At 47.2% G+C, this 26,444-nt stretch carries 23 protein-coding genes; 17 read left to right on the top strand and 6 right to left on the bottom strand.

Annotation, left to right across the window (positions count from 1 at the left end; translation table 11 throughout):
• Positions 1–14 precede the first annotated feature (14 nt).
• From MKY41_RS15500 to MKY41_RS15475, 6 genes are all read left to right on the top strand, one after another.
• Positions 15–2,558 carry an LPXTG cell wall anchor domain-containing protein gene (locus tag MKY41_RS15500; protein WP_340745956.1) on the top strand — a complete coding sequence of 848 codons (2,544 nt, stop codon included), beginning with the start codon at positions 15–17 and terminating at the stop codon, positions 2,556–2,558.
• Between the two features lie 9 nt (positions 2,559–2,567).
• Positions 2,568–3,164, top strand: a complete 597-nt coding sequence (locus MKY41_RS15495) for a class D sortase (RefSeq protein ID WP_340745955.1) — start codon at positions 2,568–2,570, stop codon at positions 3,162–3,164.
• 570 nt (positions 3,165–3,734) lie between these two features.
• Positions 3,735–5,021, top strand: coding sequence for a group II intron reverse transcriptase/maturase (ltrA, locus tag MKY41_RS15490; RefSeq protein WP_340745601.1), 1,287 nt, complete (start codon positions 3,735–3,737; stop codon positions 5,019–5,021).
• Positions 5,022–5,449: 428 nt separating this feature from the next.
• On the top strand, positions 5,450–6,280 hold the full coding sequence (gene yidC / locus MKY41_RS15485; protein WP_445683353.1) for a membrane protein insertase YidC: 831 nt from the start codon (positions 5,450–5,452) through the stop codon (positions 6,278–6,280).
• A gap of 48 nt (positions 6,281–6,328) precedes the next feature.
• Positions 6,329–6,580: a hypothetical protein gene (locus MKY41_RS15480; RefSeq protein WP_340745953.1), complete on the top strand. Its 252-nt coding sequence runs from the start codon at positions 6,329–6,331 to the stop codon at positions 6,578–6,580.
• Positions 6,581–6,745: 165 nt separating this feature from the next.
• Positions 6,746–7,618, top strand: coding sequence for a M15 family metallopeptidase (locus MKY41_RS15475; RefSeq protein ID WP_340745952.1), 873 nt, complete (start codon positions 6,746–6,748; stop codon positions 7,616–7,618).
• Positions 7,619–7,655: 37 nt separating this feature from the next.
• Here MKY41_RS15475 and cls read toward each other — a convergent pair whose 3' ends face one another.
• Positions 7,656–9,128 carry a cardiolipin synthase gene (gene cls, locus MKY41_RS15470; RefSeq protein WP_340745951.1) on the bottom strand — a complete coding sequence of 491 codons (1,473 nt, stop codon included), beginning with the start codon at positions 9,126–9,128 and terminating at the stop codon, positions 7,656–7,658.
• 379 nt (positions 9,129–9,507) lie between these two features.
• The gene (locus MKY41_RS15465) at positions 9,508–10,140 is read right to left on the bottom strand and encodes a LexA family protein (protein ID WP_340745950.1); all 633 of its coding nucleotides are present in this window, start codon (positions 10,138–10,140) and stop codon (positions 9,508–9,510) included.
• Between the two features lie 136 nt (positions 10,141–10,276).
• Between MKY41_RS15465 and MKY41_RS15460 the strand changes: the two genes are divergently transcribed.
• Together MKY41_RS15460 and MKY41_RS15455 are read left to right on the top strand one after the other, a co-directional pair.
• Positions 10,277–10,390, top strand: a complete 114-nt coding sequence (locus MKY41_RS15460) for a helix-turn-helix transcriptional regulator (RefSeq protein ID WP_340745949.1) — start codon at positions 10,277–10,279, stop codon at positions 10,388–10,390.
• Between the two features lie 259 nt (positions 10,391–10,649).
• The gene (locus MKY41_RS15455; RefSeq protein ID WP_340745948.1) at positions 10,650–12,344 is read left to right on the top strand and encodes an HD-GYP domain-containing protein; all 1,695 of its coding nucleotides are present in this window, start codon (positions 10,650–10,652) and stop codon (positions 12,342–12,344) included.
• Positions 12,345–12,587: 243 nt separating this feature from the next.
• On the opposite strand, the gene MKY41_RS15450 is transcribed toward MKY41_RS15455, so the two are convergent.
• Entirely contained in the window at positions 12,588–13,766 is a 1,179-nt protein-coding gene (locus MKY41_RS15450; protein ID WP_340745947.1) for an MFS transporter, read from the bottom strand.
• 400 nt (positions 13,767–14,166) lie between these two features.
• On the opposite strand from MKY41_RS15450, the gene MKY41_RS15445 reads away from it, so the two are divergent.
• Both MKY41_RS15445 and MKY41_RS15440 read left to right on the top strand, forming a co-directional pair.
• Entirely contained in the window at positions 14,167–14,307 is a 141-nt protein-coding gene (locus tag MKY41_RS15445) for an Lmo0850 family protein (RefSeq protein ID WP_173425987.1), read from the top strand.
• Between the two features lie 247 nt (positions 14,308–14,554).
• Positions 14,555–14,956 (top strand): hypothetical protein, encoded by a 402-nt coding sequence (locus MKY41_RS15440; RefSeq protein WP_041071651.1) that lies wholly within the window; start codon positions 14,555–14,557, stop codon positions 14,954–14,956.
• Positions 14,957–15,059: 103 nt separating this feature from the next.
• Here MKY41_RS15440 and MKY41_RS15435 read toward each other — a convergent pair whose 3' ends face one another.
• Together MKY41_RS15435 and MKY41_RS15430 are read right to left on the bottom strand one after the other, a co-directional pair.
• Positions 15,060–16,241 carry an FtsW/RodA/SpoVE family cell cycle protein gene (locus MKY41_RS15435; RefSeq protein WP_041071649.1) on the bottom strand — a complete coding sequence of 394 codons (1,182 nt, stop codon included), beginning with the start codon at positions 16,239–16,241 and terminating at the stop codon, positions 15,060–15,062.
• A gap of 105 nt (positions 16,242–16,346) precedes the next feature.
• A complete protein-coding gene (locus MKY41_RS15430) occupies positions 16,347–17,540 on the bottom strand; it encodes an FtsW/RodA/SpoVE family cell cycle protein (RefSeq protein WP_041071647.1) in 1,194 nt (397 codons plus the stop codon).
• 225 nt (positions 17,541–17,765) lie between these two features.
• On the opposite strand from MKY41_RS15430, the gene MKY41_RS15425 reads away from it, so the two are divergent.
• The 6 genes from MKY41_RS15425 to MKY41_RS15400 all read left to right on the top strand — a co-directional run bounded on the left by MKY41_RS15425 (position 17,766) and on the right by MKY41_RS15400 (position 25,190).
• Positions 17,766–18,833: a D-alanine--D-alanine ligase gene (locus tag MKY41_RS15425; protein ID WP_041071645.1), complete on the top strand. Its 1,068-nt coding sequence runs from the start codon at positions 17,766–17,768 to the stop codon at positions 18,831–18,833.
• Positions 18,834–18,845: 12 nt separating this feature from the next.
• Entirely contained in the window at positions 18,846–20,222 is a 1,377-nt protein-coding gene (locus MKY41_RS15420; protein WP_041071644.1) for a UDP-N-acetylmuramoyl-tripeptide--D-alanyl-D-alanine ligase, read from the top strand.
• On the top strand, positions 20,219–20,908 hold the full coding sequence (locus MKY41_RS15415; RefSeq protein WP_340745946.1) for an alpha/beta hydrolase: 690 nt from the start codon (positions 20,219–20,221) through the stop codon (positions 20,906–20,908). The genes MKY41_RS15420 and MKY41_RS15415 overlap by 4 nt, the downstream gene beginning before the upstream one ends.
• Before the next feature lie 464 nt (positions 20,909–21,372).
• Positions 21,373–22,857: a DEAD/DEAH box helicase gene (locus MKY41_RS15410; RefSeq protein ID WP_041071640.1), complete on the top strand. Its 1,485-nt coding sequence runs from the start codon at positions 21,373–21,375 to the stop codon at positions 22,855–22,857.
• A gap of 358 nt (positions 22,858–23,215) precedes the next feature.
• On the top strand, positions 23,216–23,695 hold the full coding sequence (locus tag MKY41_RS15405) for a PH domain-containing protein (protein WP_340745945.1): 480 nt from the start codon (positions 23,216–23,218) through the stop codon (positions 23,693–23,695).
• Complete coding sequence (locus MKY41_RS15400; RefSeq protein ID WP_340745944.1) at positions 23,685–25,190, top strand: PH domain-containing protein; 1,506 nt, start codon at positions 23,685–23,687, stop codon at positions 25,188–25,190. Before MKY41_RS15405 ends, MKY41_RS15400 begins: the two co-directional genes overlap by 11 nt.
• Before the next feature lie 56 nt (positions 25,191–25,246).
• On the opposite strand, the gene MKY41_RS15395 is transcribed toward MKY41_RS15400, so the two are convergent.
• The gene (locus MKY41_RS15395; protein WP_340745943.1) at positions 25,247–25,870 is read right to left on the bottom strand and encodes a rhomboid family intramembrane serine protease; all 624 of its coding nucleotides are present in this window, start codon (positions 25,868–25,870) and stop codon (positions 25,247–25,249) included.
• Between the two features lie 69 nt (positions 25,871–25,939).
• On the opposite strand from MKY41_RS15395, the gene acpS reads away from it, so the two are divergent.
• A complete protein-coding gene (gene acpS, locus MKY41_RS15390) occupies positions 25,940–26,320 on the top strand; it encodes a holo-ACP synthase (protein ID WP_340745942.1) in 381 nt (126 codons plus the stop codon).
• Positions 26,321–26,444: the final 124 nt, after the last annotated feature.

The following is a 26,444-nucleotide window of genomic DNA, read 5'->3' as shown; positions in this document are numbered from 1 at the left end:
AGGAGAGTTAAAAAATGAAAAATAACTGGATGAAACAAGTCGGAATGCTGCTGGGGGCAGGAGCGATCTTTTTATGGAACCCTGCTGCAAGCGATGCAAATAGTGAAATTCTGAATGCTGATGTCGAGTTGTTGGATGGTGACGCCATCGCGGATGTGAAGCTGGAAAATGTGCCGCTTTTAGGTGACATGGATCTTGAAATTCCGAGCAATTCGCCATCCCAGCTGGACGAAGACAAAGGGGATTCCCGATCAGCGGTGCAATTAGAAGTGCAGGACGGAATTGTGGAGAATTTGAAGGTCGATGTAGCTCCCGCTTCAAGTTCCGGAAATGAGCAGATGGTGGAAGCAACGCAATCTATTGCATCTGTCACCCTCGATACTCCGGTAACGAAGGAAGTGAGTGCGGAAGTGGCGACATCGACGAAGCAAAGCGGTGAAGCAAACGCTACTTCGCAAAAAGCGCTTGTGGAAATCAATGCAGAAGACTTGCCAGTTGTAGGAGAGGCGCATGTCGGTGTACTGGATAATCATGAAAGCAATGATAATGGTGCGCAGACCGTGGATCAAGGCGTTGTGGAAGTCGATATCGCATCGCCGGACCTTCTGGGCGACACGCATGTCGGTGTTTTGGATAATCACGCGAGTACAGACGAAAGTTCCACAACTCGTGACGACGGTGTGATAGAAGCGACTCTTGTGGATACTCCGATTTTGAGAGAAGCACATATCGGCGTACTGGATGACCACGAAAGAAATGAAGATGGTGCGCGGACCATGGATCAAGGCGTTGTGGAAGTCGGCATCGCATCGCCGGACCTTCTGGGCGACACGCATGTCGGTGTTTTGGACAATCATACGAGCACGGATGAGAGTTCCTCAACGCATGAAGGCAGTGTTGTAGAAGCGACTCTTGCGGAACCTCCGATTATAGGAGAGACGCATATCGGCGTGCTGGATGATCCTGACAGCAATGATAATGGTGTGCAGACCGTAGACCAGGGCGTCGTGGAGGTAGAAATTGCATCCCCGGATTTTCTTGGCGAAACGCATGTCGGTGTGGTAGAAGCGACCATTGCGGAAGCTCCGATTTTGGGAGAAACACATATCGGTGTGCTGGATGAGTATGAAAGCAATGAAGATGGTACGCAGACCGAAGACCAGAGCGTCGTGGAAATCGACATCGCATCCTCGGATTTTCTGGGCGACACGCATGTCGGTGTTTTGGACAATCATACGAGCACGGATGAGAGTTCCTCAACGCATGATGGCGGTGTGGTAGAAGCGACCATTGCGGAAGCTCCGATTTTGGGAGAAACACATATCGGTGTGCTGGATGACCAAGAAAGCAATGAAAATAGTGCACAAACCGTGGATCAAGGCGTTGTGGAGGTCGATATCGCATCGCCGAACCTTCTGGGCGACACGCATGTCGGTGTTTTGGACAATCATACGAGCACGGATGAGAGTTCCACGACTCGTGATGTCGGTGTCGTAGAAGCGACTCTTGTGGATGCTCCGATTATAGGAGAGACGCATGTCGGCGTACTGGATGGCCATGAAACCGAGCATTCGGATAGCTCTTCAATTTCCACCGGTTTGGCTCAAATTGGTTTGGACGGTCCTCTGTTGGAAGAGGCAACAATCGATAATTTGAGAAAGCATAACGTTACAGACACTGAAGGCGCTTTAGGAAAAGAAGGGGTTCTGATGAGCAATCTGCCCATACCTGTACTCGGGGATGTACAGGCGGGTGTGTTGGTAAGGGAAATGTCTGCTGCTGCTCCGGTAGCGCCGAACGACAAATCGTCAAACGAAGTAACCTTGCCGGCCGATTCGGTCAACGATGCTCTATCCAACGGGGGGACCCCGCCCTCTTCGGGTAATGAAGGAAATGTAGATAACACAACTATAGGGGCAACCCTGCCGACAGGAGACGAAGAAGGGATGACCCCATCCGATGAAGTAGCGCCGCCTGCATCAGGAAATGAAGAAAACGCAGAAGACGCTTCAAATGAGAGGACAACCTCCCTGACAGGGATTGAAGAAGGGACGGCTTCAGCCAATGGTTCCAACCCACCTATGCCAGGAAACGAAGAGAACGGGGGGAACGCCCCGATTAAAGTGACTCCCCTGACTACAAGTGATGGAGGAAATGTCCAATCCGGCGTTGAAATCCCTCCCGCTTCCGAGGAAGGAAGAATGCCACAAAGCCAGGCTCCGAATGACGGGATTACCGAGCAAGTACAGGAATCTGATGCTACTGGTACCTCATCAATGAAACTTGGAACTTCAGGCAATGGGACGACGATTGAGGACACCGACATAACCTTCGCTGGACTCGCTTCCGGCACGGGGATAAGCCCCGCAAGCGGATGGGCTGTGAATAACACGGGATCTGATGGGGATTCGGCAAGGACGGGGCAAATGTCCGCTCTCGGGGACCAACTCCCCAAGACGGGTGGATTTTTTGATTCATCTCTCTTGTTCGCCATTGCCGGCCTACTTGTATCAGCGGGGGTCATGATCCGGTTTCGGACTTCAAGAGCCTATAAGTAGGTGATGCCGATGAAAAAGCGGATGACTTGGATTGGAAATCTGTTGATCTTGTCAGGATTGGCAGTTACACTGATCGTCTCTCTCGGACTGAGACAAAACGACTCGGCAAGGGAGGGCCGACTGGATGCGTTTGCTGCTATCCAGGCGGAAGCCGGTGCCGCACCGAACAAGCTGGAAGCGGCCGATGTCTCCCCGGGTTCCGAAATACAGGACATCGAAGGCATCCTATCCATTCCGACCATTGATCTGAAAGAGCCGATCATGATGGGGGTCGACGAATCGGTACTGTCGACTGGTTTGGGGGCTATTGAAGGAATGGATGCACCCGGTGCACCGGACGGCAGCTACGCGATCGCTGGCCATCAGACCTACGCCTTCGGGGAATTTTTCAACCGCTTGGATGAACTGGAAATAGGAGAGCGTTTTACTTTTGAAACAACAGCGGACATATTGCAGTATGAAATCTTTGATATTCAAAAGGTTCGCCCTGACCAAGTGGAGGTTCTGGACCGGCAACCCGGATTGTCCCTTTTATCCCTCATCACCTGTTACCCGAAACGGTCCAATGAATATCGGTTGGTCGTTCAGGCCAAGTTAATTGAATAACTGCGAGTAACGGGGGAATCTGGCATTCTCCCGTTTTTGGCGGTGTGCCCGGCATGGGCTATAACTTGGTGGTGAAAGTCCACTACAGGCTTGGCAGTAGGAACTGTTAGCTTAAGGCAAGGGTGTCCACCGTGAGGTGGAATCTGAAGGAAGCCGGCGGCAAAATCCCGAACCGACGGACAGAAACTGCATATGAGGCTGAATTGGAACGGACGAGTTTGCCGTACAAAACAAAGTCCAATACTGCCCGAGTTCCATACAGTAAATGCAGCGGTTACATGGGAGGAAGGTTATAGCTCTTACCCGGGGAGGTCTTACAGGGGTTCCCGACAAGAGGGATGGAATATCCCACAGGAACAAACCGGTCAGTGATGGCAGGTTGAACTGTAAGAAGTCAGCAGAAGCCATAGTAGTCCATAAGGACGAAGGGCTGAACAATAATAATCCTGAAATGAAATGGAGGTAAAGACAGTGCAAAGACCACAGAAAACATCGGCAGATGGCTGGCCGCAAAGGGATAGGTTGGAAACCGAAGAATATGCGGGAGCGTGCAGTCCTGTCTTTACAGAAATGGAGCGACAGGATGGTATCGATTTGATTGATAAAGTAGTCGACATCAACAACCTCTTTAACGCTTGTAAGAAAGTGAAGGCAAATAAAGGGGCGCCGGGTGTCGATGAAATGACAGTAGATGAACTTTTAGGTCATGTAGCCAAATACCGAACCCAACTTATTAGAAAGCTGAAAGACGGTTCGTACGAACCACTGCCAGTAAAACGTGTTGAAATTCCAAAGTTAGATGGGTCAATGCGAAAACTCGGCATACCGTGTGTACGGGATCGAATGGTTCAACAAGCCATCTATCAGGTGATTGGTAAAATCATTGACCCTCATTTTTCGGAGAGGAGCTATGGTTTTCGTCCAAAACGGAATCAGCATCAAGCCATTAAGCAATCCATCACATATTATGAACAAGGTTATAGAGTGGTAGTCGATTGTGATTTAAAAAGCTACTTCGACACCATTAATCATCAGAAGCTGATGGAATATCTAAAAGAGTTCATAAACGACAAGATTGTCCTAAAGTTGATATGGAAGTTTCTAAAGAGTGGCATCCTTGAAGATGGACTTATCAGTCCAACAGAAGAAGGTGCTCCGCAAGGTGGCGTACTCTCCCCGATTCTTAGCAATGTCTATTTGAATCAATTAGATAGGGAACTTGAAAGACGGGGGCATAAATTCGTACGATTTGCGGATGATTTCTGCATATACGTGAAAAGCAGGCGAGCAGGGGAACGTGTTTTGGAAAGCATTACAAAGTTCCTTGAACATGATTTGAAGCTGACAGTGAACCAAGAAAAGAGCAAGGTGGGTTCTCCGGTCAAACTCAAGTTCCTCGGTTTCTGCCTCCATTCCACATCTAAAGGTGTGGGTTGTAGACCACATCACTCCGCAAAAAGTCGATTCAAATCAAAATTAAAGAAAATCACCAAACGGAATCGCCCGGGCCGCTTTGACGAGATTGCCAAAGAAATCAACCAAGTGACAATAGGTTGGATAAACTACTATGGAATTGGCTTTATGAAAAGTTTTATCAAATCCATGGCACAATGGCTGAACCATCGGTTACGTCAACTGATATGGAAACGTTGGAAGAAGATATGGACAAAATACCGTCAGTTACGAAGGCTGGGAATTTTACATGAAGAAGCTTGGAAAGTATCAAATTCCCGAAAGGGATATTGGAGAGTCTCCAAAAGCGAAACTCTACATAAAGCAATCAAAGCAGAAACGCTCACCAAGTGGGGTCTGAAAGACCTGAATCACTTGTATGAGCGTCGATACTTAAGTTATTGAACCGCCGTATACGGAACCGTACGTACGGTGGTGTGAGAGGTCGGGAGCTAATCACTCCCTCCTACTCGATATATGAAAAGAGTTTTTCTCCAAATGGACTGTTGAATCGTGAGGACCTTGCGCGGGATACCTTATGGGGAAAATAGGAATCATAATTTTCCTTTATTTCTACGAAGCGTTCGGAACTTTCCTGCAACTGTTCGAAAATGTGCCTTAATTTCTACAAAGAGCACAGAAATTAAGGCAAATCGGGCCCTGTGCGGTTCGATTGTCAACGGACATTCATTGTAATGGGCAGACCTTTTGAGGTATACTTTTCATTAGTCTTGTACTGCAAGCCTCCGGCAAATTTTTTCATTGTCTTAGGCGCAATTGATTAATAGTGGGTGAATGTATTGAGGAAAAAAATCGGTCTATGGACCTTATTGATGACGGCCGCCATATTGTTAAGCGGATGTGCCGGTGTGGAGAACAAAGAGGGCACGTTTTACAGCTTTTTTGTAAAACCGATGGACTCCCTGCTTCATTTCTTCGCCGATAAGTTCAATGGAAGTTACGGTCTGGCGATTATTTTGATCACCGTCCTCATCCGGCTTGTACTGATGCCGTTGATGTTGAAAAACTATAAGGCCCAGCAAGAGATGAAAGTGAAAATGGATGCGTTACGTCCTGAAATGGAAGACATCCAGAAACGGATGAAAGAGGCTCGTGAAAAAAATCTGCCAAAAGAAGAGCAGATGAAGATTCAGCAAGAAATGATGGGTCTCTATTCAAAGCATGGCGTCAACCCATTGAACATGGGATGCTTGCCGTTATTAATCCAGATGCCGTTCATCATGGGGCTCTATTTTGCAATCCTGTACTCGCCAGATGTGAAGACGCACCAATTCCTATGGTTCAGTCTGGGTGAGCCGGATATAATCATGATGCTTCTGGCAGGTCTCGTATACTTTGTCCAAGCGCGTGTGTCTCTCTGGACGATGCCAGAACAGCAAAAGCAGCAAATGAAGATGTTCATCTACATGTCGCCGATCATGATCATGTTCATCTCCTTCAAAGCAATGGCGGCTCTGCCGTTATATTGGGCCGTCGGGGGTCTGCTCCTCATTTTCCAAACGTACCTTGGCCGGAAATTCTATTATAAAGAAGTGACAGCTGCCAACGTCGATTTGACGGAAGCGAAGGAAGACGTCCAGAAAATTGAAGAAGAATTGGAAGAGGACATCAAAAAAGCGGATAATAAGAAGAAGAAAAAGTGACAGAACAGGCTGGAGAGCAATCTCCAGCCTTTTTGGAGGGGACCTTATATGGATTTTAAATGGATTTCGGGAATCGCCATTGTGCTGGCTGGAGTCGCTTCCCTGTATTTCATCGTCAAGGGGAATCTGAATTATGCAGTGCTGGCGATGACGGCTTTATTCACCATGACCAACGGTTTTCGTGCGAAATCATTCCGTGAACAGGGATTTGAACGGCAATCGAAGTGGATGGCCGGCATGGCCTTGTTTTTCGGGATTGCCTTCATTGGCATGCTGATTTATATTGTCTGGGGCCAGTAGATGGAGGAACAGAACCTTCGCTAAACCGTCCTATTGGCAGGCGAAAACTGTTCCGTTTGCTCCAGACGAGGATGGCCGTATTCTAGTTATGAATATGGACACATAATGATAGAATGAGAACACAGCAGAGAAGCGAGATTTTTGGCAGAAGGAAGGCTAGCAGGAATGAAAAAAAGAAATTATCGCGATCGGAGGAAAAAAAGAGGGAATGGGTTGACCATTGCCTTGATCCTATCCGGTATTGTCATGACGGGAGCTGTCGCTTGGGTAGGGATGAACGATTGGGATATTGAGCAAAGTATTAATCGGTTGAAGGGAAATGCAGGGCCAGCGGAAGAAACAGTACCCGGTGAGGAGTCGGGGATTTTATTGCCGACAGGCGGAGAGGTCGAGGAAGGGACACCAGAGGAACCTACTGCGCCATCTACAGCCGAACCGGAGGAAAAGGCTCCTGAAGTGGAGGCGCCGCCGGCAGTGGATGCAGGTGGTTATATCGAAGGGCAGGAGCTTCCGACCGAGCCGACGTATATCAAAGGGATGCTCATTGCGAGCAAAAAATATCCGTTGCCGAAGGACTATGATCCAGGAGAGAGCCCGGAAGCCCGCGCCGCGTTCAATAAAATGGCCGCAGAAGCGAAACTATCCGGTTTCAACCTGACCGCCTTTAGCACGTATCGGTCGTTTGAGTACCAGACGACGCTGTATGAGCGATATGTCGCGCGGGACGGTAAGGAGGCGGCGGATCGGTACAGCGCCCGCCCGGGATATTCCGAACACCAGACAGGTCTCGCCTTCGACATCGGGGAAGTGAACTTTGAAAAGCACTGGGCCTCGTCGACATTTGAAGAGACGGAAGCTGGCAAATGGGTGGCTGCCAATGCGCATCGATACGGTTTCATCATGCGCTATCCGAAAGGCAAGGAAGCGATCACTGGCTATATGTACGAATCCTGGCATTTCCGTTATGTTGGAGAAAAAATCGCAAACGAGATTTATCAGCAAAACAGCACATTGGAAGAGCATTTGGGGATCAAATGAAAAACGGACACTCCGGCATATGGGGTGTCCGTTTTTCTTATAAAATTGGTGAAACGAGCCTGGATATCGACTCTTTCAATTTGATTCTCCTGGAGCGTTCTTCATACAGTTCAAACGTCAATTCGGTCGCCAGCTGCATATCATGTTCGAATAGTTCGGCGAGGGCATGGGAGGTTTCTCGATCATAGATGAATGCATTCACTTCAAAGTTCAATTTAAAACTCCGCACGTCGATATTGGCGGTACCAACGGTAGACAATTCATCATCCACCACAATCTGCTTCGTATGGATAAATCCGTTATCATAAATATAAACCCGTGCGCCCGCTTTCAACAGCTTGCCGACATTCGAATAGGTCGCCCAATAGACAAACATGTGATCCGGCTTGTTCGGAATCATAATCCGCACGTCAATCCCCGACAGACAGGCAATCCGGAGGGCATCCAGGAAGCTGATATCCGGGATGAAGTAAGGGGTCTGGATGTAAATGTACTTCTTGGCGAGGAAAATCATTTTCAAATAACCGTCTTTAATATGTTCCCACTCCGCATCCGGCCCGCTCGAGACGATTTGCATCCCGACGCTGCCCTTGCGCGGAATGGCCGGGAAGTAGCGATCCGAATATTCGATCTGATGCTTTTCGGAGGAGGCTTGATTCCAATCCAGGATGAAACGGGTTTGCAATGGATGCAACGCACTGCCCTCGATCCGGAGATGGGTATCCCGCCAGTAGCCAAATCGCTTGGACAATCCTAAATACTCATCCCCTACATTGAAGCCGCCGATATAGCCGATCCGACCATCGATGACAACGATTTTCCGGTGGTTCCGATAGTTCAAGCGCGGGTTGATGAGCGGAAGGATGGCGGGGAAGAACGCTTCTACTTCTCCACCTGCTTCAACTAGCTCTCTCAGATGCTTTTTTCGTAACCCGCGTGACCCGATATCATCGAACAGGACCCGGACCCGGACGCCTTGTTTCGCTTTCCGTATAAGTACATCCAAAATCTGGTTTCCCAAGTTATCCAAACGCAAAATATAATATTGGAAATGGATATGATCTTTCGCTTGCTCCAAGTCTTTGAGAAGAGAGGCGAATTTTTCTCTTCCGTCATTGAAAATCTGTACATCATTATCCTGTGTCAAGACCGCATGGTTATTTCGCAAGTGCATGTAAATCATGTCTTTGTAATGAGCCGTATCATCCAACCGGAAATCGAGCGTGCTGTCTTCGATCGCTTCGATTTGGTAATCAATCAATTGATCAATTCCAATTTTATGGCGGCCTTCCCAACGGAATAGTTCATCCTCCCGTAACCTTCTGCCGAGTAGGAGGTAGATGAAAAACCCGAAAAACGGGATGAAGAACAGAACGAGAAGCCAAGCCCATGTAGCGGTAGGGTCTCGTCTTTCCAAGAAAATTAGGGCGATTGCCAGGAGGATGTTCAGGATGAGGATGATCGTAACAGACAGACTAATCAAGTGAGTCACCAAACGCCCTCCTTCCATGTGTCGTCATATGTTCCATTATAACGGAATCTTAATGGAAAGGGACAGCGAAGCAACTAAAGTGCCAGAAACAATTACACCTATTCTATTGTATGGGCTGAATAAGAAAAAGGTTTCGCTATGAATGGAATAATGGCGTATTAGTATTCATCAATTCATGTTATCCATGTCCCGGAATCCAAGTGAAAAGTGTAAGGGGCTAAGGGGTGAAGTTTCTTAATAGAATTCAGGTGATTTGAGCGGTCACTTCTTTTTCAATTGGTTGTGGTATCTATAAAGTCACTTGCAGTAGGAGCAGATACTAATATGGATTTTATTAGTCATGAGAACAGAGCAGCGAATGGGCTGCTTTGTTCTTGTTAATTTCAATCGATTGGAATTAAAGATCTTGTGTAAATCGAACAGCCTTACCGATTATTTTTACTGGATTTGCCTTTGTTACGATTATCGGTTCGTGCTCGCTGTTATCAGGGATAAGCAATAATGTATTCTCCTGTTTTTTCACCCTCTTCAGGGTGGCCTCGGTTTTACCATTTACAAGGACCGCTGCGATTTCACCATGTTCTACCTCGCTCTGTTCTCGGATAAGAACATAAGATCCGTTTGGTATTGTCGGTTCCATTGAATTTCCTTTTGCCTTAAGGTATATCAAATTCCCAGCAGGGAGGCTTTCAGCCAATTCAATTCGGTAATCCTCGTAATTTTCTGCTACTAATATTGGATCTCCACAAGAAATTGCTCCCAATACAGGGATTCTGACTGTACGTTGGGAAACTTCAATCAGGTTATTTGGCTTCATTTCAATTAAGTCTGATTTTAAAACTCCGAAATAATCCGCCAAGGCTTGTATTTTATCTATCCGTGGATATTTTTCACCTCTAACCCAATTCGATACGGTCATGTCACTAACTCCTATATTTTTAGCAAGTATTTTTTGATCAATTCCTCTCCTCTCTATTAATTTTTCCAAATTCTCTCCAAGTATTTCCCTTTGCGATTTGATTGTTCTCACCTCTCTTTACATTTTATTATAAACTTAAAGTTTTGATAAGGATAGACTATTTGTCAAATAAATAAACTTTAAGTATTGAAATTAAACTTTAAGTTTACTATTATATATACAAGGTTCGAATTTTGGGGGGAGAAATATGCAGTTATCACTCGAAGCGTTGCGGGTAAATGCGAATATGACACAACAAGATGTAGCAGACCGTTTGGGTGTTTCACGTTCTACTGTTATCAAGTGGGAGGGGGAGTCGTAGAACCAAAAGAGCTTGTAATCTATGCACTTGCAAAGCTTTACAATGTAGAGATTGACATAATCCGAATTCCGACTTAGTTTTTTAGTAAACTTTAGGTTTAAAAACTTTATGAGATAAAGAAAAATCTTATTTTGCGGAAAGAAAGAGGGCGGGTTAAATTGTGAAGCACTTTAACGACTCCAGCGGTATTACAGTTTTCTCTCTAAACTTAAAACGTACAGTGCTAGTTGTATAGAATGAAAAGGGGGACTCTACTAAAATGGCCTCATTCATAACGAAAAGTATTAAAGAAGTGCTAACGAATGACGTGGTAGCTACGGATGTTTATAGTGATGGTCGGTTAATTATCAGTAAAAACACACCATTAACAGAAAGGTTACTGACTCTGCTGAAAAATAGATGTATAAAGGAACTAGCTATTATTGTGGATGAAGTGAAGGAAAAAAACAAAATAAAGAGTGTGGCACAAGTAGATGAAGAAGTCGGAAATAATAAAGAACGGGGTTATTTAAATGAACTATTTTTTGAAAACTTGAAACAAGTTGGTATGGAATCCAGGTATGGAAACTTGTTAAGTAGCTCTGAAGATGTGGAGTTTGTCATGAAATTATTCAGAGATATTATGAGAAATGAGATAATCGCCAATAAGTTGAATAAATTGAAGAATTGGGATTCGTATACATTTTTTCATTCCTTTGATGTTTTTGTAATAGGATCTTTATTTGCAAGACGAAAAAGTATACCGAATATAGAGTCGGTTTCTTTGGGCTATTTACTCCATGACATCGGTAAATTACACATTCCACAGCGACTATTAATGCTTGAACGAAAATTAAGCTATAAAGAATTTGAAGTAATGAAAACGCATACAACGAAAGGATGCGTAATGCTACAAACCTTGGGACTAAATCATATTGCGCCATATGCAAAATCACACCATGAACGTACAGATGGCACGGGGTATCCCAGCCGCTTAAAGGGACACGAGATGGATCAAGAATTGAAAATACTCCATATAGTTGATGTCTACAGTGCACTGACATTTAATCGACCTTATCGAAAAGCCCTTAGCGCTTCAAAAGCATTAGATACTTTATTTCGCGATGCTCACCATTATGATATAGGTTTGTTAAGAGATTTCATTGAGTTATTGAAAATTTATCCGAATAATTCGTCTGTCCTCCTTTCAGATAATACACATGCCAAAGTAGTCCATGTCAATGAGGCGCTGCCAATGTTCCCTGTAGTCAAAAGAAGTAACGATCTAAATGATTTCCATCTACCGTATAACTTTAATATTAAAGTTAGTAGAATGATTGAGTATCAATCCAAATCCTTCCAAGATAGATTTAAAGAGTTCTCCAAAAGTTTAATTGGAGGATATGAGGAATTATTCATGGCTGAGTTTATTGATTTAGCAGATGGGATGAAAATTGAAGAAATATATAAACAAATCATTATCCCTGTAACGAGGGTGCTTACAATTCTATATGAAGGACATGTAATGGATAAAGATGAATACTATTTACGGATTTCATCTGTCTTACGATTACTACAATCGGTTGAGGATCTTATTTTGAAAACCAATCATTATAAAGGGCAAATATTATTAGTCGCGGAGGGGAGTCACAACTTAGCTGTGCATTTAAAGGTATTGGAGGGACTGCTGCATATAGAAAATATATATCCGATTGTTATAAATAAATCAATTTCTATGGAGCAGTTAGAGAAAACTGTAGCAGACTTCAATGTAGAAAAGGTGTTCATCTTTAATTCCACTGATGATACGGAGCTAAAGGAAGTAAAATGTTTACCTAACATCATGTTCAGAAGCATGACATGCAAAGAATTGGATAACTTTATAAATTCCGAAGTGTATTTCTCCAACCAATCCAACTCAATTTGTGAATGGCTAGAAACGCATTCAAAACCTTTAAACTCTATAGTACAATAATTAATTCCTTTTCCCATTCTTATTTGGGTAACCGAGGCTCACGCCGATAGAACCTCATGTTTGAGACTTTGTGTTATCAGGAAATTAAAATATTCAGATGAAACAAAACTTGGGATGCCTTTTCCTGAACACGCCATAAACTTTTCTGATTTCTTTTCCCAATAACGATTTAGTAGAAGTTTCAGATGTTGCTCTATGACAAACAAGGCAACTCCCTAACAAAATTGGAGTTGCCTTATCCTGTTATTCCGAGGTTACGGTCTCGGCATTACGCAATGATTGAGAGGATTTTCTAAAAGCAACTAATAACACAATCGTTAGTAAGGCTAGAATAGCGGAAACATAATACATATTGCCCGCTTCTCTTGTGAAAATCCACGTGAACAACAGCGGACCAATAATGCGCCCCATATTATCCATCGAGTAGGTCATGCCGGCAGCTGTTCCGTATTTTCCACCCGATTCCTTTGTTGTCAGGGAGACGAGCACGGTCCGGGCCAATGCGTTTCCAGCAGTGAAGACGCTTAGCGCGAATCCGGCCCAAAATAGGTTTGTCGTGAACGGAATGAGCAGCAAGCCGGCTGCTGTAATCAATTGTGCCACGAGAATCCATGTCGTTTCCGTCCCGTTTTTCACCCGGCGCACGACACCGCCCTGGATGGCCGCATCGACCAAGCCGCTCGCCATGAACAAGTAGCCGACCTGCAACGGCGTAATGCTGATTTGATTGATTTGAAACAACTGGAACGTCGCTTCAATTCCTGCCAGGATGAACGTCACCATGAACGAGGTCAAGAAGAGATAGCGGATCCGGTATTGCCATAACGTGGCGCCGCCTTTCGGGAGGAGCGCCCGTTTGTTGGCCTCACCCCGACGCTCAGGCTCTTTCAACACAAACTGGGCATAGACTAGGAGAAGCAAGGTAAGGATACCGGATGCCAAATAAGGGGCTTGAAGATCGATATGGCCCAATATTCCACCGATAGCCGGTCCAAAAATGAAACCGAGCCCAATGGACATGCCCAGGAGACCCATGTATTTATTTCGATTCTCCTCATCCGTCATATCCGCGACAAACCCGGTGACCGCCGTATATAGCGCCCCTGAGAACACCCCACCGACTACCCGAGAGAAATAGAGAAGCGCCAAGTTTTGCATGAACAACGCGAATAAAAAGAAACTTGCGCTGAAACCGACGAGCCCGACCAGAATCAACTTCTTTCGGCCGGTTCGATCGGAGAATGCGCCCCAAAACGGGGCAGTGAAAAAGGATGCGAGCGCATACACAGTGAGCAGTCCACCAACATGCACCTCGGAATACCCCTCATGAAGAACCACTTCAGGCAAGATCGGAATGACGATGCCGAATCCCAAATACACAAAAAATTGAACGGACATCAAAAGGAGAATTGCTTTTTTCATAAAAAAACCTGCTTTCTAATGAATTGCTACTCTCATTTTACTCGTCTGAACGGAAACGTACAAAGAAAATGGACAAAGGTGCCAACCGATGGACGCGGAACTGTCATGGCAATCGATCAAACTTTTTAATATCCCGCGCCATCCCGGCAAAATTCCCTCCTCCCAAATAGCTTCGTAAAGAAAAACAGAAGCAAATGTATAAAACGTTTACAAAAGGGCGAAATTTGTAACAGAAATGAAAGATTCAAGATTGGGGAGGGGTGGTATGATAAGAATGACTGGATATTGGTATATTTTAGATTCTGCAATCAAGCGGAATATGACTGATTTTCATTATCAATTAAGGAACTTTTCTTGGCTCATTGCGTCAGATTATTACAGAAAGGTCGAGGTGGAATAGATGGCAAAAGAAGTGGACTTGAAAATGATCATTTCCAACTTGGCGAAGTTGGGTGTTTCGGCAACAATGACGAAATCCCGTCTAGACATGCTGAAAGCCCTCGCGCCGCCTGCACAAGACCCGCAAATCCAATCTCAATGAAGTGTACGCTAAGAAAACGACGCCGTTTCCTTGGCGTTTTTTTTAACTAGCCTCCGTCAAGATCTCCGCACTTCCGTAAGTGGCGGGATAATACTAAATATGTTTTCAATCCAGTGGGGGTTCCAGCCCCGGCTGAATCAAGTCAAGCCTTCGGCGGATGTCACGGATTCGGGGGGTAAATCGAGAAAGCCTGGTTTCCAATCTGAAAATCGTCACGTCGAAGCATAATTGATAGGAGTCAAAACAAATGACCGGTCATCTGGCCCGAACGAAAAGGATCGCTGTCGGTACGTTGCAGACAACTGCCATCTTGTATCTGTTCCTTCTGACTCTCTCCCTCGTCCTCACGGCATTTTCCAGCAAGGAAGAGCCCTTGCCGGCATTCGCAAACAACCAATATCAACTGATGAAATTGAATGAAGAGCATGTTATCGGAAAGGCCAACGCGGATGGTCGATTCGACGTGCTGTTGACGGATGTGAAAGGGTATTGGCAGGGAGCGGGAACGACTTATATTGCAGGGGGAGCGGAGGAGTTCCTCGTGATTGACGAGAAAACCGGCGCCTTCCACTTGAAAAAAATCCAAGATGCGACCTCAGAGGAAGCGGAAGAGCTGGCTAAAATCACCATATGGAAGCCTCTAGAATGAACAAAAGGGCTGGGTGTCTGAAGCCCAGCCCTGAACATAGAGTTATCATTTCCCATACAAGAACAAAGGACTGCCGCTGGCTTGGAGGCCAGAGCAGTCCTTTTTAGTCATCCTCATCCGAACTGAACATATAGGTGCGATGATGGAACTTCATGCTGAAAACAAGTCCGATCGCTAGCATATTCCCCATGAGCGAACTTCCGCCGTAGCTGATGAACGGAAGGGGAATCCCGGTAATCGGCAGCAATTGAATCGTCATGCCGATGTTTTCAATGACGTGGAAGGTAATCATGGCGATGATTCCTGCACAAATATACGTACTGAACGGGTCTTTTAATTCCAGCGTAATTTTCGTCAAATGGTAAATGAGAAAGAAATACATGCAAATGACGATGCTGGCGCCGACGAAACCCCAATCTTCTCCGATTGTCGTGAAGATGAAGTCGGTATGGCTTTCCGCTACATACACTTCGCGTCCTTGGAACCCTTTTCCGAAAATTTCTCCGGATCCGATGGCATTTAAGGAGGTGATGAGGTGGCGGCCTTCATTTGACGAATATGAATAGGGATCGAGCCAGGAATAGATCCGCTGAAACTGGTATGGTTTAAAACCGAGTTGGACGAGGAAGTCTTGCGCATACATCGCCATCCAGAGGAGGAGGCCGCCTAGACCGACCGCTCCTGAAAACAACGGCAACAATATGCGCCACGTAATTCCACCGACGATGACCATGGCGACAGTGATCGCCAAAAAGACGAGGGCGGTCCCAAGGTCCGGCTGTAGTAGAATGAATGTCAGCGGGATAATGAGCACGAGTCCGATCTTCCCGAGTAAATAAAAATCGGATTTGATCGTCTTTTCGACAAACTTTTCATGGTGCTGCGTGATCATCCTCGCCATGCCGATGATGAAAAACGTCTTCATGAACTCGGCAGGCTGGATGCTTCCGATGCCGGGCAAATGGAACCAGCTCTTCGCGCTATTCCGTCTGGCAACGAGTTCCATGCTTTCAGGCAATATGAAGAGAAGGGCCAACAGTAACACACCGCCGCCATAAATCGCCCAGGCGGCTTTTTTATATTGTTCGGGGTCCAAGTACATCGCGATTGCGATAATGACGGCCCCGACGAAATACCATTGAATCTGAGACGGGATGAAGTTCCGGTTATACTGCCCGGTTGTCTGCGCGGAGGCGATGGCGATCAGACTGACAATCCCGAATAGCAGCAGGATGAAAGCAAGCGTCCAGTCGAAACGCTCCATCGGCTTTTGATCTGTTTTCATAGGTGTCACCTTTATCCTTACTGTAAGATAGTGCAGACTCTATTATACCGGAGTCGTTACAGTGCCGCGCAAGTGTCAATTGTTACAAATGTTTTTAAAGCGAATTCACTCATCTTCATCCGTACTGAACATATACGTCCGATGATGGAATTTCATGCTGAAGACTAGCCCGATTGCCAGCATATTACTGAACAACGAGCTCCCGCCATAACTAATGAAAGGCAAGGGGATTCCGGTAATCGGCAACAGTTGGATGTTCATTCCTATATTTTCAATGACGTGGAACGACAGCATCGCAATGATTCCCGTACAAACATACACGCTAAATGAGTTCCCTCTCAATTCCAATGCCACTTTCGTCATATGGTAAATCAGGATGAAAAAGAGGGTAATGACGATGCTGGAGCCGATAAACCCATATTCTTCACCGATTACACTGAAGATGAAATCAGTATGGTTTTCAGGGATATACACTTCCCGCCCCTGAAACCCTTTTCCCGTCAATTCGCCGGAACCGATCGCCTGCATGGTGCGGATGAGGTTGTACCCTTCATCGGTTGGATAGGAATGGGGATCAAGCCAGGAATAGATTCGTTCAAAATGATGCGGATAAAAACCGAGCTTTCTCATGAAGTCTTGAGCGTACAACGCCATCCACATCAGGCTTGCCCCTCCGGCAGCTGCCGTCAGGAAAAGAGGTAACAGGATCTTCCAAGAAATCCCGGCAACAATAATGATGGCCGCTGTGATGGCGATGAAGACGAGAGCCGTCCCGAGATCGGGCTGCCTCATGATGAATATAAGCGGAACGATTAAAATAAGCAGGATTTTGCCGAGCAACAGGAAATCTTGCGATATTGTCTTTTTTTGCTCCATATACCGTTCCTGATGCTTGGCAACCATATTGGCCATCCCGAGGATGAAAAAGGTTTTAATGAATTCCGATGGCTGGATGTTACCGATAACCGGCAATTTCAACCAACGCTTCGCCCCGTTTTTGACTTCTGCAATCTGTCCTTCTCCACCTGGGGCAAGCATGAGGAATAATAACAGGAAGACGCCAAGGCCGTAGAGCCACCAGGAAATCTTCTGATATTGCTCGGGCTCCAAAAACATCGTCATGGCAATGATGAAAATGCTGAGAAGATACCAACGGATTTGCAATGCTACGTAATTGATGCCGTATTGGCCAGATGTCTGCGCCGATCCGATCGCAAAAAAACTGACGATCGAAAACAATAATAAAATAAAGGCGAGCGTCCAATCGAAGTGGTCCGCCGGCCTGGTTGCAAGTTTCATATCATTCACCTGTCAGTATCGTAATATCCACCTATTTTAGTATAACTCATTGAAGTCCTGGATGCATATGTACCTATTGGACGAATGGAACAGGATGAAGTTTCCTGTCCGTCCGGACTACCTTAGGAAACTTCATGACAGGCACAAACATATTTTATTCATGAGTGGGTCGACTTCATGGTAAAGTAAAGGAATGAAAACTAACGGACAGCGAGGGGAACCGATATGAAAAAGAAGTTAGGATTGGTCTACGGAGGCAAGTCGGCGGAGCATGAGGTTTCATTATCGACAGCACGGGCTGTGACGAATGCAATCGATTTCGGAAAATATGAAGTGATTCCGATTTATATAACGTATGAGGGCGAATGGCGTAAAGGCAAGCCGCTTGCACAACCTGCCCAAACGATTGAGGAGCTGCGGCTCGAAGGGGAAGGGGCCAGTAAGCCGGACACAATACAGAGCTTTTTGAACGGGGAAGGGCTCCCTGATATCGTTTTTCCTCTGTTGCACGGAACGAATGGCGAGGATGGAACGGTCCAAGGGCTATTCGAAGTGATGAACTTGCCGTATGTCGGGAACGGGGTACTCGCTTCGTCGGCCGGCATGGACAAAGTCGTCATGAAGCAATTGTTCGCGCAAGTCGGCTTGGAGCAAGTGCCCTATGTCCATTTTATCCGAAGCGATTGGAAGAAAGGGAAGGAGCAGTGGTTGGACCGGATGGAACAGGAGCTGAGCTGGCCGATGTTCGTCAAGCCTGCGAATCTCGGGTCCAGTGTCGGCATCAGTAAAGCGGCGGACCGCCAAGAGTTGAGTGATGCGGTTGAACTGGCTCTGAAATTTGACCGGAAGATCATTGTGGAACAAGGGGTCACTGCGCGTGAAATCGAAATGGGCGTTCTCGGCAATGACGAACCCGCCTGCTCCGTTACAGGAGAAATCAAACCGATCGCCGCTTTTTACGATTACGAAGCGAAATACCAAGACGATAGCACGGAACTGGTCATTCCTGCCGACATCCCGGATGAAGTGGCTGCCAAGATGGAAGACATGGCGCTCCGTGCATACAAAGTATTGGATTGTGCGGGACTCGTGCGAGCTGACTTCTTCGTGACAGCTGCAAATGAAGTCCTCATCAATGAAGTGAACACGATGCCCGGTTTCACGCCGACGAGCATGTTTCCATTGCTTTGGCAAAAAACAGGTGTCTCCTATCCCGAATTGATCGATAAACTGATTGAATTGGCATGGGAGCGGCATACGGAAAAACAGACATTACAATATACAATGGATTGAGCGTGGTAGGAAATGAAACGACAATTGAACGAACTGGCCGCTTGGCTGGGCGCGGATGGGCAACATATTGAAAGTGTCCTAGTAACCGGAGTTTGCATCGATTCACGGACTGTGGCGGAAGGGGATCTGTTCATCCCGTTTCGGGGCGAACGGGTCAACGGGCATCAGTACGTGCAGAAAGCGATGGAACAAGGGGCGGCCGCCTCGCTTTGGTTACGGGATGAGCCGAATCCTCCAACTGATGTGCCGCTGCTCTTCGTCGAGGATGCGGAGCAGGCCCTTCAGCAGCTTGCCCGAAAATACCGGGAAGAACTGGACTGTGTTGTGATCGGAATCACTGGATCAAACGGGAAAACGTCGACGAAGGATTTGGTCGCCAGCGTCCTCTCCCCTTATTTCAATGTGCGAAAGACGGAAGGCAATTTCAATAATGAGCTGGGCTTGCCGTTGACCATCCTTTCATTGGAACAAGAAACGAAAGTGGCTGTCTTGGAAATGGGAATGAGCGGCTTCGGGGAAATTTCATTTTTATCCGAACTTGCCAAGCCTCATTACACCGTCATTACGAATATCGGAGAAGCGCATATGCAGGACCTCGGTTCCCGTGCCGGAATTGCAAAGGCGAAGTTCGAAATTATCGATGGACTGCAAGCGGGCGGCAAACTTTTTTACGATGGCGACGAGCCTTTATTGCAAGAACTGATTGCGCAGCATAGTGAGTTGGACGCCGTGTCGTTCGGCTTCTCTCCGGAAGCTGCTTTGACTGCTAAAGCGATTGAATCAACGGACGGAGGCAGCCGTTTCACGGTGACTGGCGCAGTGGAAGGTGAGTTCACCATCCCGGTCTATGGCGCGCACCAAGTGAAAAATGCGCTGGCTGCGATCTTGATTGCGAAGGAATTAGGGCTTTCGCAAGAAGGGATACAGGCGTCCTTGCAAGACAGTGAACTTACCGCCATGCGCATGCAGCCGATCGTTGTCGGCAATGGCGCTCTCATTATCAACGATGCGTACAATGCGGCGCCGACATCGATGCGGGCAGCGTTGCGGTTTATGGATGAAACCGATTTGCGGGAGGAAAAGTGGCTCGTGCTCGGCGATATGCTCGAACTGGGGACGGAAGAGCAGCAATACCACGAGGAACTCGCGGATGATATCGAATCGTTGGAGTTGAACGGAGTGCTGTTATACGGTCCTCGGATGAAGTGGCTGCACGACGAACTGCAACGCCGTGGCTTTTCAAGAAAGCTTCATTGGTCGGAACAGTCGTATGAACCGTTAATTGCCGAATTGGCGGAGGGCACTGGAGAACATTCCATCATCTTGCTGAAAGGATCGAGAGGGATGGCGCTCGAGAATATATTGGAAGGCTGGAGCAAGGGACAATGAAGACCGGTGTTTTGCTCATTCACGGTTTTACGGGCGGTCCGTATGAAGTCCGCCCGTTCGTGAAATTTTTGCAAGAAAAGACGAATTGGAAGATGGCCGTGCCGACGCTTCCGGGGCATGGCGTAAAACTGGAACTGGGGAAAGCGTCAGCTGCGTCTTGGCTGATGGAGGCGGAGACCGCGTTCCGCAAATTGCAGAAGGAGGTCGACCGCGTCATCGTCGTCGGATTTTCGATGGGCGGGTTGATCGCCTTGTACCTCTCCCTTCGATATCATGTCGACAAACTTGTCCTGCTCAGTGCGGCGGCTAAATACATCAGCCCGCGCATCTTGCTCGAAGATATCCGGATCATGCTGGCGGAATCCATCACGAAAAAGCACTCGCCGAACACGTTTTACCACCTGTACAATTACAAGTTGACCCACACGCCGCTTCAGGCGACCATCGAATTTTTACGGGTTGTCAAAATGGTGGAGCCGTATTACGACCTCATTCAAACACCGGTGTGTATCGTTCAAGGTAAAAAAGACGGCATTGTCCCGTTCGCATCGGCGGAACATTTATACAAATCCCTCGGCTCCGACGAAAAGGTCCTCCTCCAATCCGATACAGGCAAACATCATATTTGCTACAGTGACGATTGCCACACATGGTTCAAGGACGTCCTTGCGTTTTTGGGGAAATGAAGGAATCATCTATTCATATGCCTGAATTTCCGCCGGAATCTGGGAAGAACTTAGGCCTTCATTCCCACTTTGTTATTCCGTTACTCAATCTTTTTCGCAACTAAGAATAAAAAGCAATAAACTGATTATTACTAATAAAGCGGATTGATTGCATGGCGGGTTTGGGCATGATACACTGTAGTGAGCATTGGATACATTTACACGTGACTCTTCAACCGCTGAAGAGTACTTTTTTTTGAATAAAAGGTTTGATCGACAGATAATGGTCCTATTTAGCGACTGTGGTTGACCGAACCGCTCGGCAAAAGACCGGGCTTTCCTTTTCAACGATACCCTCTTTGGAAGAACGCTTCCCTAGAGATGACAAAATATCGGAAACGTTCTTTTCCAGGCTCTAATTTGCCGCGCTTTCATTTGAAAATGTAACCAATTGTCAAATGAAAAATAAAAGGAGATTGAGAAGTTTGACAAATTTTTCAGAGTTAAATATCAGTGAATCGACACAGAATTCACTGAAACGAATGGGTTTTGAAGAAGCTACCCCAATCCAGGAAGGCACCATTACATTCGGGATGGAAGGCCGGGACATCATTGGTCAAGCCCAGACAGGTACGGGAAAAACAGCCGCTTTTGGAATTCCGATTATTGAAAAAATTGACACGAGCAATCCGGCTGTACAAGCGCTTGTCATTGCCCCGACTCGTGAATTGGCTATCCAGGTTTCCGAGGAAATCTATAAAATCGGTTACGGCAAACGGGCCCGCATCCTTTCCGTTTATGGCGGTCAGGAAATCGGACGTCAAATTCGTGCGTTGCGGAATAATCCGCAAATCGTCGTAGGGACGCCAGGTCGTATCTTGGACCACATCAATCGTAAAACATTAAAGCTGTCTGGCGTTCAAACGCTTGTATTGGACGAAGCAGATGAAATGTTGAACATGGGATTCATCGAAGACATCAACACAATCTTGGCAAGTGTGCCGGAAGAGCGCCAAACGTTGCTATTCTCGGCAACGATGCCTGGACCAATCCGCAAAATCGCGGAAACGTTCATGAAGAACCCAGAAGTCGTCAAAATCAAATCAAAAGAAATGACAGTCGAAAACATCGACCAATATTTCGTCAAAGCGCATGAAAGCGAAAAATTCGAAATCCTATCCCGTTTATTGAATGTCCACCAACCGGAGTTGGCGATCGTTTTCGGACGGACGAAGCGCCGTGTTGACGAGTTGTCACACGCGTTGAGCATTCGCGGGTACTTGGCAGAAGGAATCCATGGCGATTTAACACAAGCCAAACGGATGTCAGTTCTTCGCCAGTTCAAGGAGAATAAAATCGATGTTCTTGTCGCGACAGACGTGGCGGCACGTGGACTCGATATTTCAGGTGTTACTCACGTATACAACTTCGATATCCCGCAAGACCCGGAAAGCTATGTGCACCGGATTGGTCGGACAGGCCGCGCAGGTAAAAGCGGAATGGCTATCACATTCGTGACGCCACGTGAAATGGGGTACTTGCGAATCGTCGAGGAAACGACGAAAAAACGCATGACACCACTTCGTCCACCATCCTCGGATGAGGCTTTGGTCGGGCAGCAACGAGTAGCTGTGGAGCAGTTGACGGAGGTCATCGAGAAGAACGAATTGAGCGATTACTCACAGTTGGCAGCTGAACTACTTGAAAAATTCGATGCCAATGACTTGGTAGCAGCAGCTATTAAATCATTGACGAAAGAACCGGATGGAACGCCAGTATCCATTACGGAAGAGCGTCCGTTGCCGATGCGCCGTGGTTCCTCACAAAATCGCGGGGGCTATAAAGGCAATCGCAGTGGAGGCGGCCGTTCCTTTGGTGGAAGCCGTAGCGGCGGATCACGTCGCAGCGGTGGCCGAGACGGTTCACGGAGAGACGGAAATCGCTCACGCTCCAACAAATACGATCGGTAATTACAAAATCCAGGCGTGCTCTTCAGCGCGTTCTGGATTTTTTAATTATCCACGTTGGATTTTCGCCGGGTGTGTGGGTTCTCGTTCAGGTTGTATTGGTTTGTCCAAGGAGTGTACGAAGGTGCGACAGTTGTTGTCTTTGAGGGTATACGACTTTCTGTTCAAGGTATGCCAGTTCGTCCCGAGGGTGTGCGAGTTTCGCTGGAGTGTGACAAGAGAGTATACAAGTCCCCGCCATGGGTGTGCCAGTCGCTGAGCCTCGCTTACCGCCGCATGGTCGAATCATCTATTAGAGATAATGAAACATTTCCGCATCCCAAACGTATAAAAGGAAGAATAGAGGAAGAGGTGGGTTTTTATGCGGGCGCAACCGGTGAATCGGATATCGAAGAAAGGGCTGGCCGTTTGGCGGGTGTACGGGTTAATTCAGACCGTGCTCATTCTAGTAGTTGCAGCTGGAGCCGGTACATTGGCTTACATATTTGATTGGCCCACATGGGTGTATGTGGTGGCGGGGGTGGTCGTTCTCGTCTTTGCTTATCTTGTCATTTTTCTGTTCCCGAAAGTGCGATGGATGCGATGGCGATATGAGGTGCGGGAGTCGGAGATCGAGCTGCAGCATGGGATTTTCATCGTCACACGTACGCTGATTCCGATGGTGCGCGTTCAACATGTCGATACCTCACAAGGTCCGATCTTGCGCAAGTATGGTCTGTCGGTCATCACCATTTCGACTGCCGCGACCAATCATTCCATTCCCGCGCTATTAATGGAAGAGGCGGATGAACTGCGGAGCCGGATTTCCGTGTTGGCAAGGGTGGCAGAAGATGATGTCTGAGAACCGGTATAAATTGCATTGGGTTGCGGCGGTCATCGAGGCGTTGAAAATGATGAAAGAAATGATTTTCCCATTCCTCTTCCTCATCGTGGCCAATGGCTGGAGAGTGCCGGCTGGAGGGAAGTGGTATGAGTATTGGTCTTTCATTCTCTTCGGTATCATTGTCCTGCTCCTCTTGATCAGCGGAATTATCAAATGGAAGCGGTTTGTCTACTGGTTCGAGGAGAGTGAATTGCGGATCGAGTCGGGCTTATTCGTCAAGAAGAAGCGGTACATCCCCTTTGACCGGATACAAAGCCTGGATTATACGGAAGGTATTTTCCACCGTCCATTTCAACTCGTTAAGGTGAAAGTAGAAACGGCGGGCAGTTCTTCGCTGACGAAGGCCGAAGCGGAATTGACGGCTATTACGAAGGAGGCCGCCAATCGGATTGAACAGGAAATAGCGCAAGCGAAACAGAAAAGGCGAGTTCCGGTTGTCCAGGCGGAAGATGCCTCCGTGGAAATGGAGAATACGCTGGAAGAACCGATTGTCGAAGCACCTGTATCCAGGAAAGTGTACGCGATGACTACCGACGAGCTCTTGCTATTGGCGACCACTTCCGGAGGGATTGGGGTCATTTTATCGGGGGTTGCCATCTTCCTATCACAATTCTCTGACTTGATCCCCTTTGAATGGATGTTTGAGGAAGTATCCGCATTTATCAAATTCGGATACCTGATTGTCGCCGTTACGCTCTTCCTCGGTTTCTTGCTCGTCTGGGTGTTGTCCGTGTTCGTGACGTTATTGTCCCACTACGGGTTCACTGTGGCACTGGAAGGGGAGGACTTGGTCATCACGCGGGGGTTGTTGGAAAAGAAACGGATTACCGTGCCGCTCAAGCGAGTTCAAAGCGTCAGTGTCATCGAGAACCCGCTCCGGCAAGCTTTTGGCTATGCAACGGTCGCCATCCATAGTGCAGGAGGGGCGGCGGAAGGATCCAAAATCACCCTATTCCCATTAATTAAGAAAAAGGCGATCTGGGAGCCGCTGCACGACATCTTCCCGGAGTTGGATATCCGCGAACCGACACATCAATTGCCGTTGCGGGGAAGGTCGTTCTATTATCGGATCGATTTCCTATGGATGCTGCCGGCTATCGGGGCAATCACGTATTATTTCTTCCCGTACGGTCTTATTTCGCTGGCTATTATACCGATTATCATCGCTCTCGGTATCTGGCAGCATCGTTCTGCCGCCTATAGCCTGTACGGCAATCAATTGACGATGCGTTTCAGGGGAATCAGTTTGCAAACCGCGTTCGTCATGCGGAAACGGATCCAATCCATGGACATGAGGCAGAGCTATTTCCATAAACGCAAGCAGGTGGCGACCATTGTGGCGACCGCCAAATCCGGCATCAGCACCCATAAGATCCATGTCCATCACATGGAACAGGCGGAGGCCGAACGAATCCTCTCCTGGTATGAAAAAAAGAATCCGCCGGAATCATGACAAAGAGGCTGTCCGACCGGACAGCCTCTTTGTTTCCCCATGTGCAGGCGGGGGATTCATTTGACCCGCTGGATTTTCTTTTTCCTCCAACTGACGATGCGCTTCGGATGAAAATAGCTGAGCCCGATCAAAAAGCCGACGATGAAGCCTGTAATATGGGCGACAATATTAATATTCGGCTGCAAGAAGGTCATAATTAAACTGATGATGATAATCGGCAGCATGACTTGCCTAAGTTGTGGAAAGGCATTTTTCGTATAATAGACAAGCGCTCCGAATGCGCCGAAGATGCCGAAAATAGCGCCGCTCGCCCCGACGCTGATTGTCATCGGGTCTTTCAGGAAAAACGTGGCAATATTGCCGAATAGCCCGGCCAGTACATAGATGTTGAGAAACCGGAGTTTTCCCGCGAGTTTCTCCAGTTCGGGACCGAAAATGAAAAGAGAAAACATATTGAAGAGCAGATGCATCAGTCCCCAATGAAGGAACATCGGAGTGATCAACCGCCACCATTCGCCTTCTGCGATCAAGTAGTTGGCGCCGGCCCCACTGTACAGAAGGGGCTTCCCGATGAATGGCAGCATGGTTACGATATGGATGACGATGTTGATAATCAATAAAGCAGTGACAACCGGATAGAGCCGGATGTATTGTGAAAAGCTCTCTGTACGGATAAACATATCTTCACCTCAATCTGTCTCCCATTATACAGATATTCTATGCAGGAAGGAAAGGAGGTAACTCTTAAAATGATTGCAGGAATCGGGCTCGATATCGTGGAATTAAATAGAATCGCCAAAATGGACGCCCGGTCGGATAAACTCCGCTTGCGCATTCTGGTTGCCGATGAATTGGCATCCTATGAATCTCTCGCATCCCACAGGCGGATTGAATTTCTAGCCGGTCGGTTCGCGGCGAAAGAAGCCTTCGCCAAAGCGATGGGTACCGGAATCGGTGCGGACTGCCGGTTCGAAGACATCGCCATTTTGCCTGACTCGAAAGGGAAGCCGGTGCTCTATTTCAAAGGAGAACCGGCAAACGGCCTCGTCTCCATCACTCATACCCAAACAGTAGCGGCAGCCCAAGTGGTTTTATTGGAACTCCCATCAAACACGTCTCGGTGTAATTGAGTCTGGATTTTTGAACTTGAGGCCTGTACCTGACGTTTCATATTTGGTACACAGGGAGGCGTTTGGCAACCGCTATAACATTCCTTTCATCCTTCAGAGGTGGGGGTCTTCTAAGACTGTCGCT

The organism is Sporosarcina sp. FSL W7-1349, assembly GCF_038003045.1.
GTDB lineage: Bacteria > Bacillota > Bacilli > Bacillales_A > Planococcaceae > Sporosarcina.
The sequence above is the reverse complement of the archived record's forward strand: the minus strand, read 5'-3'. Positions and strand labels throughout refer to the sequence as shown.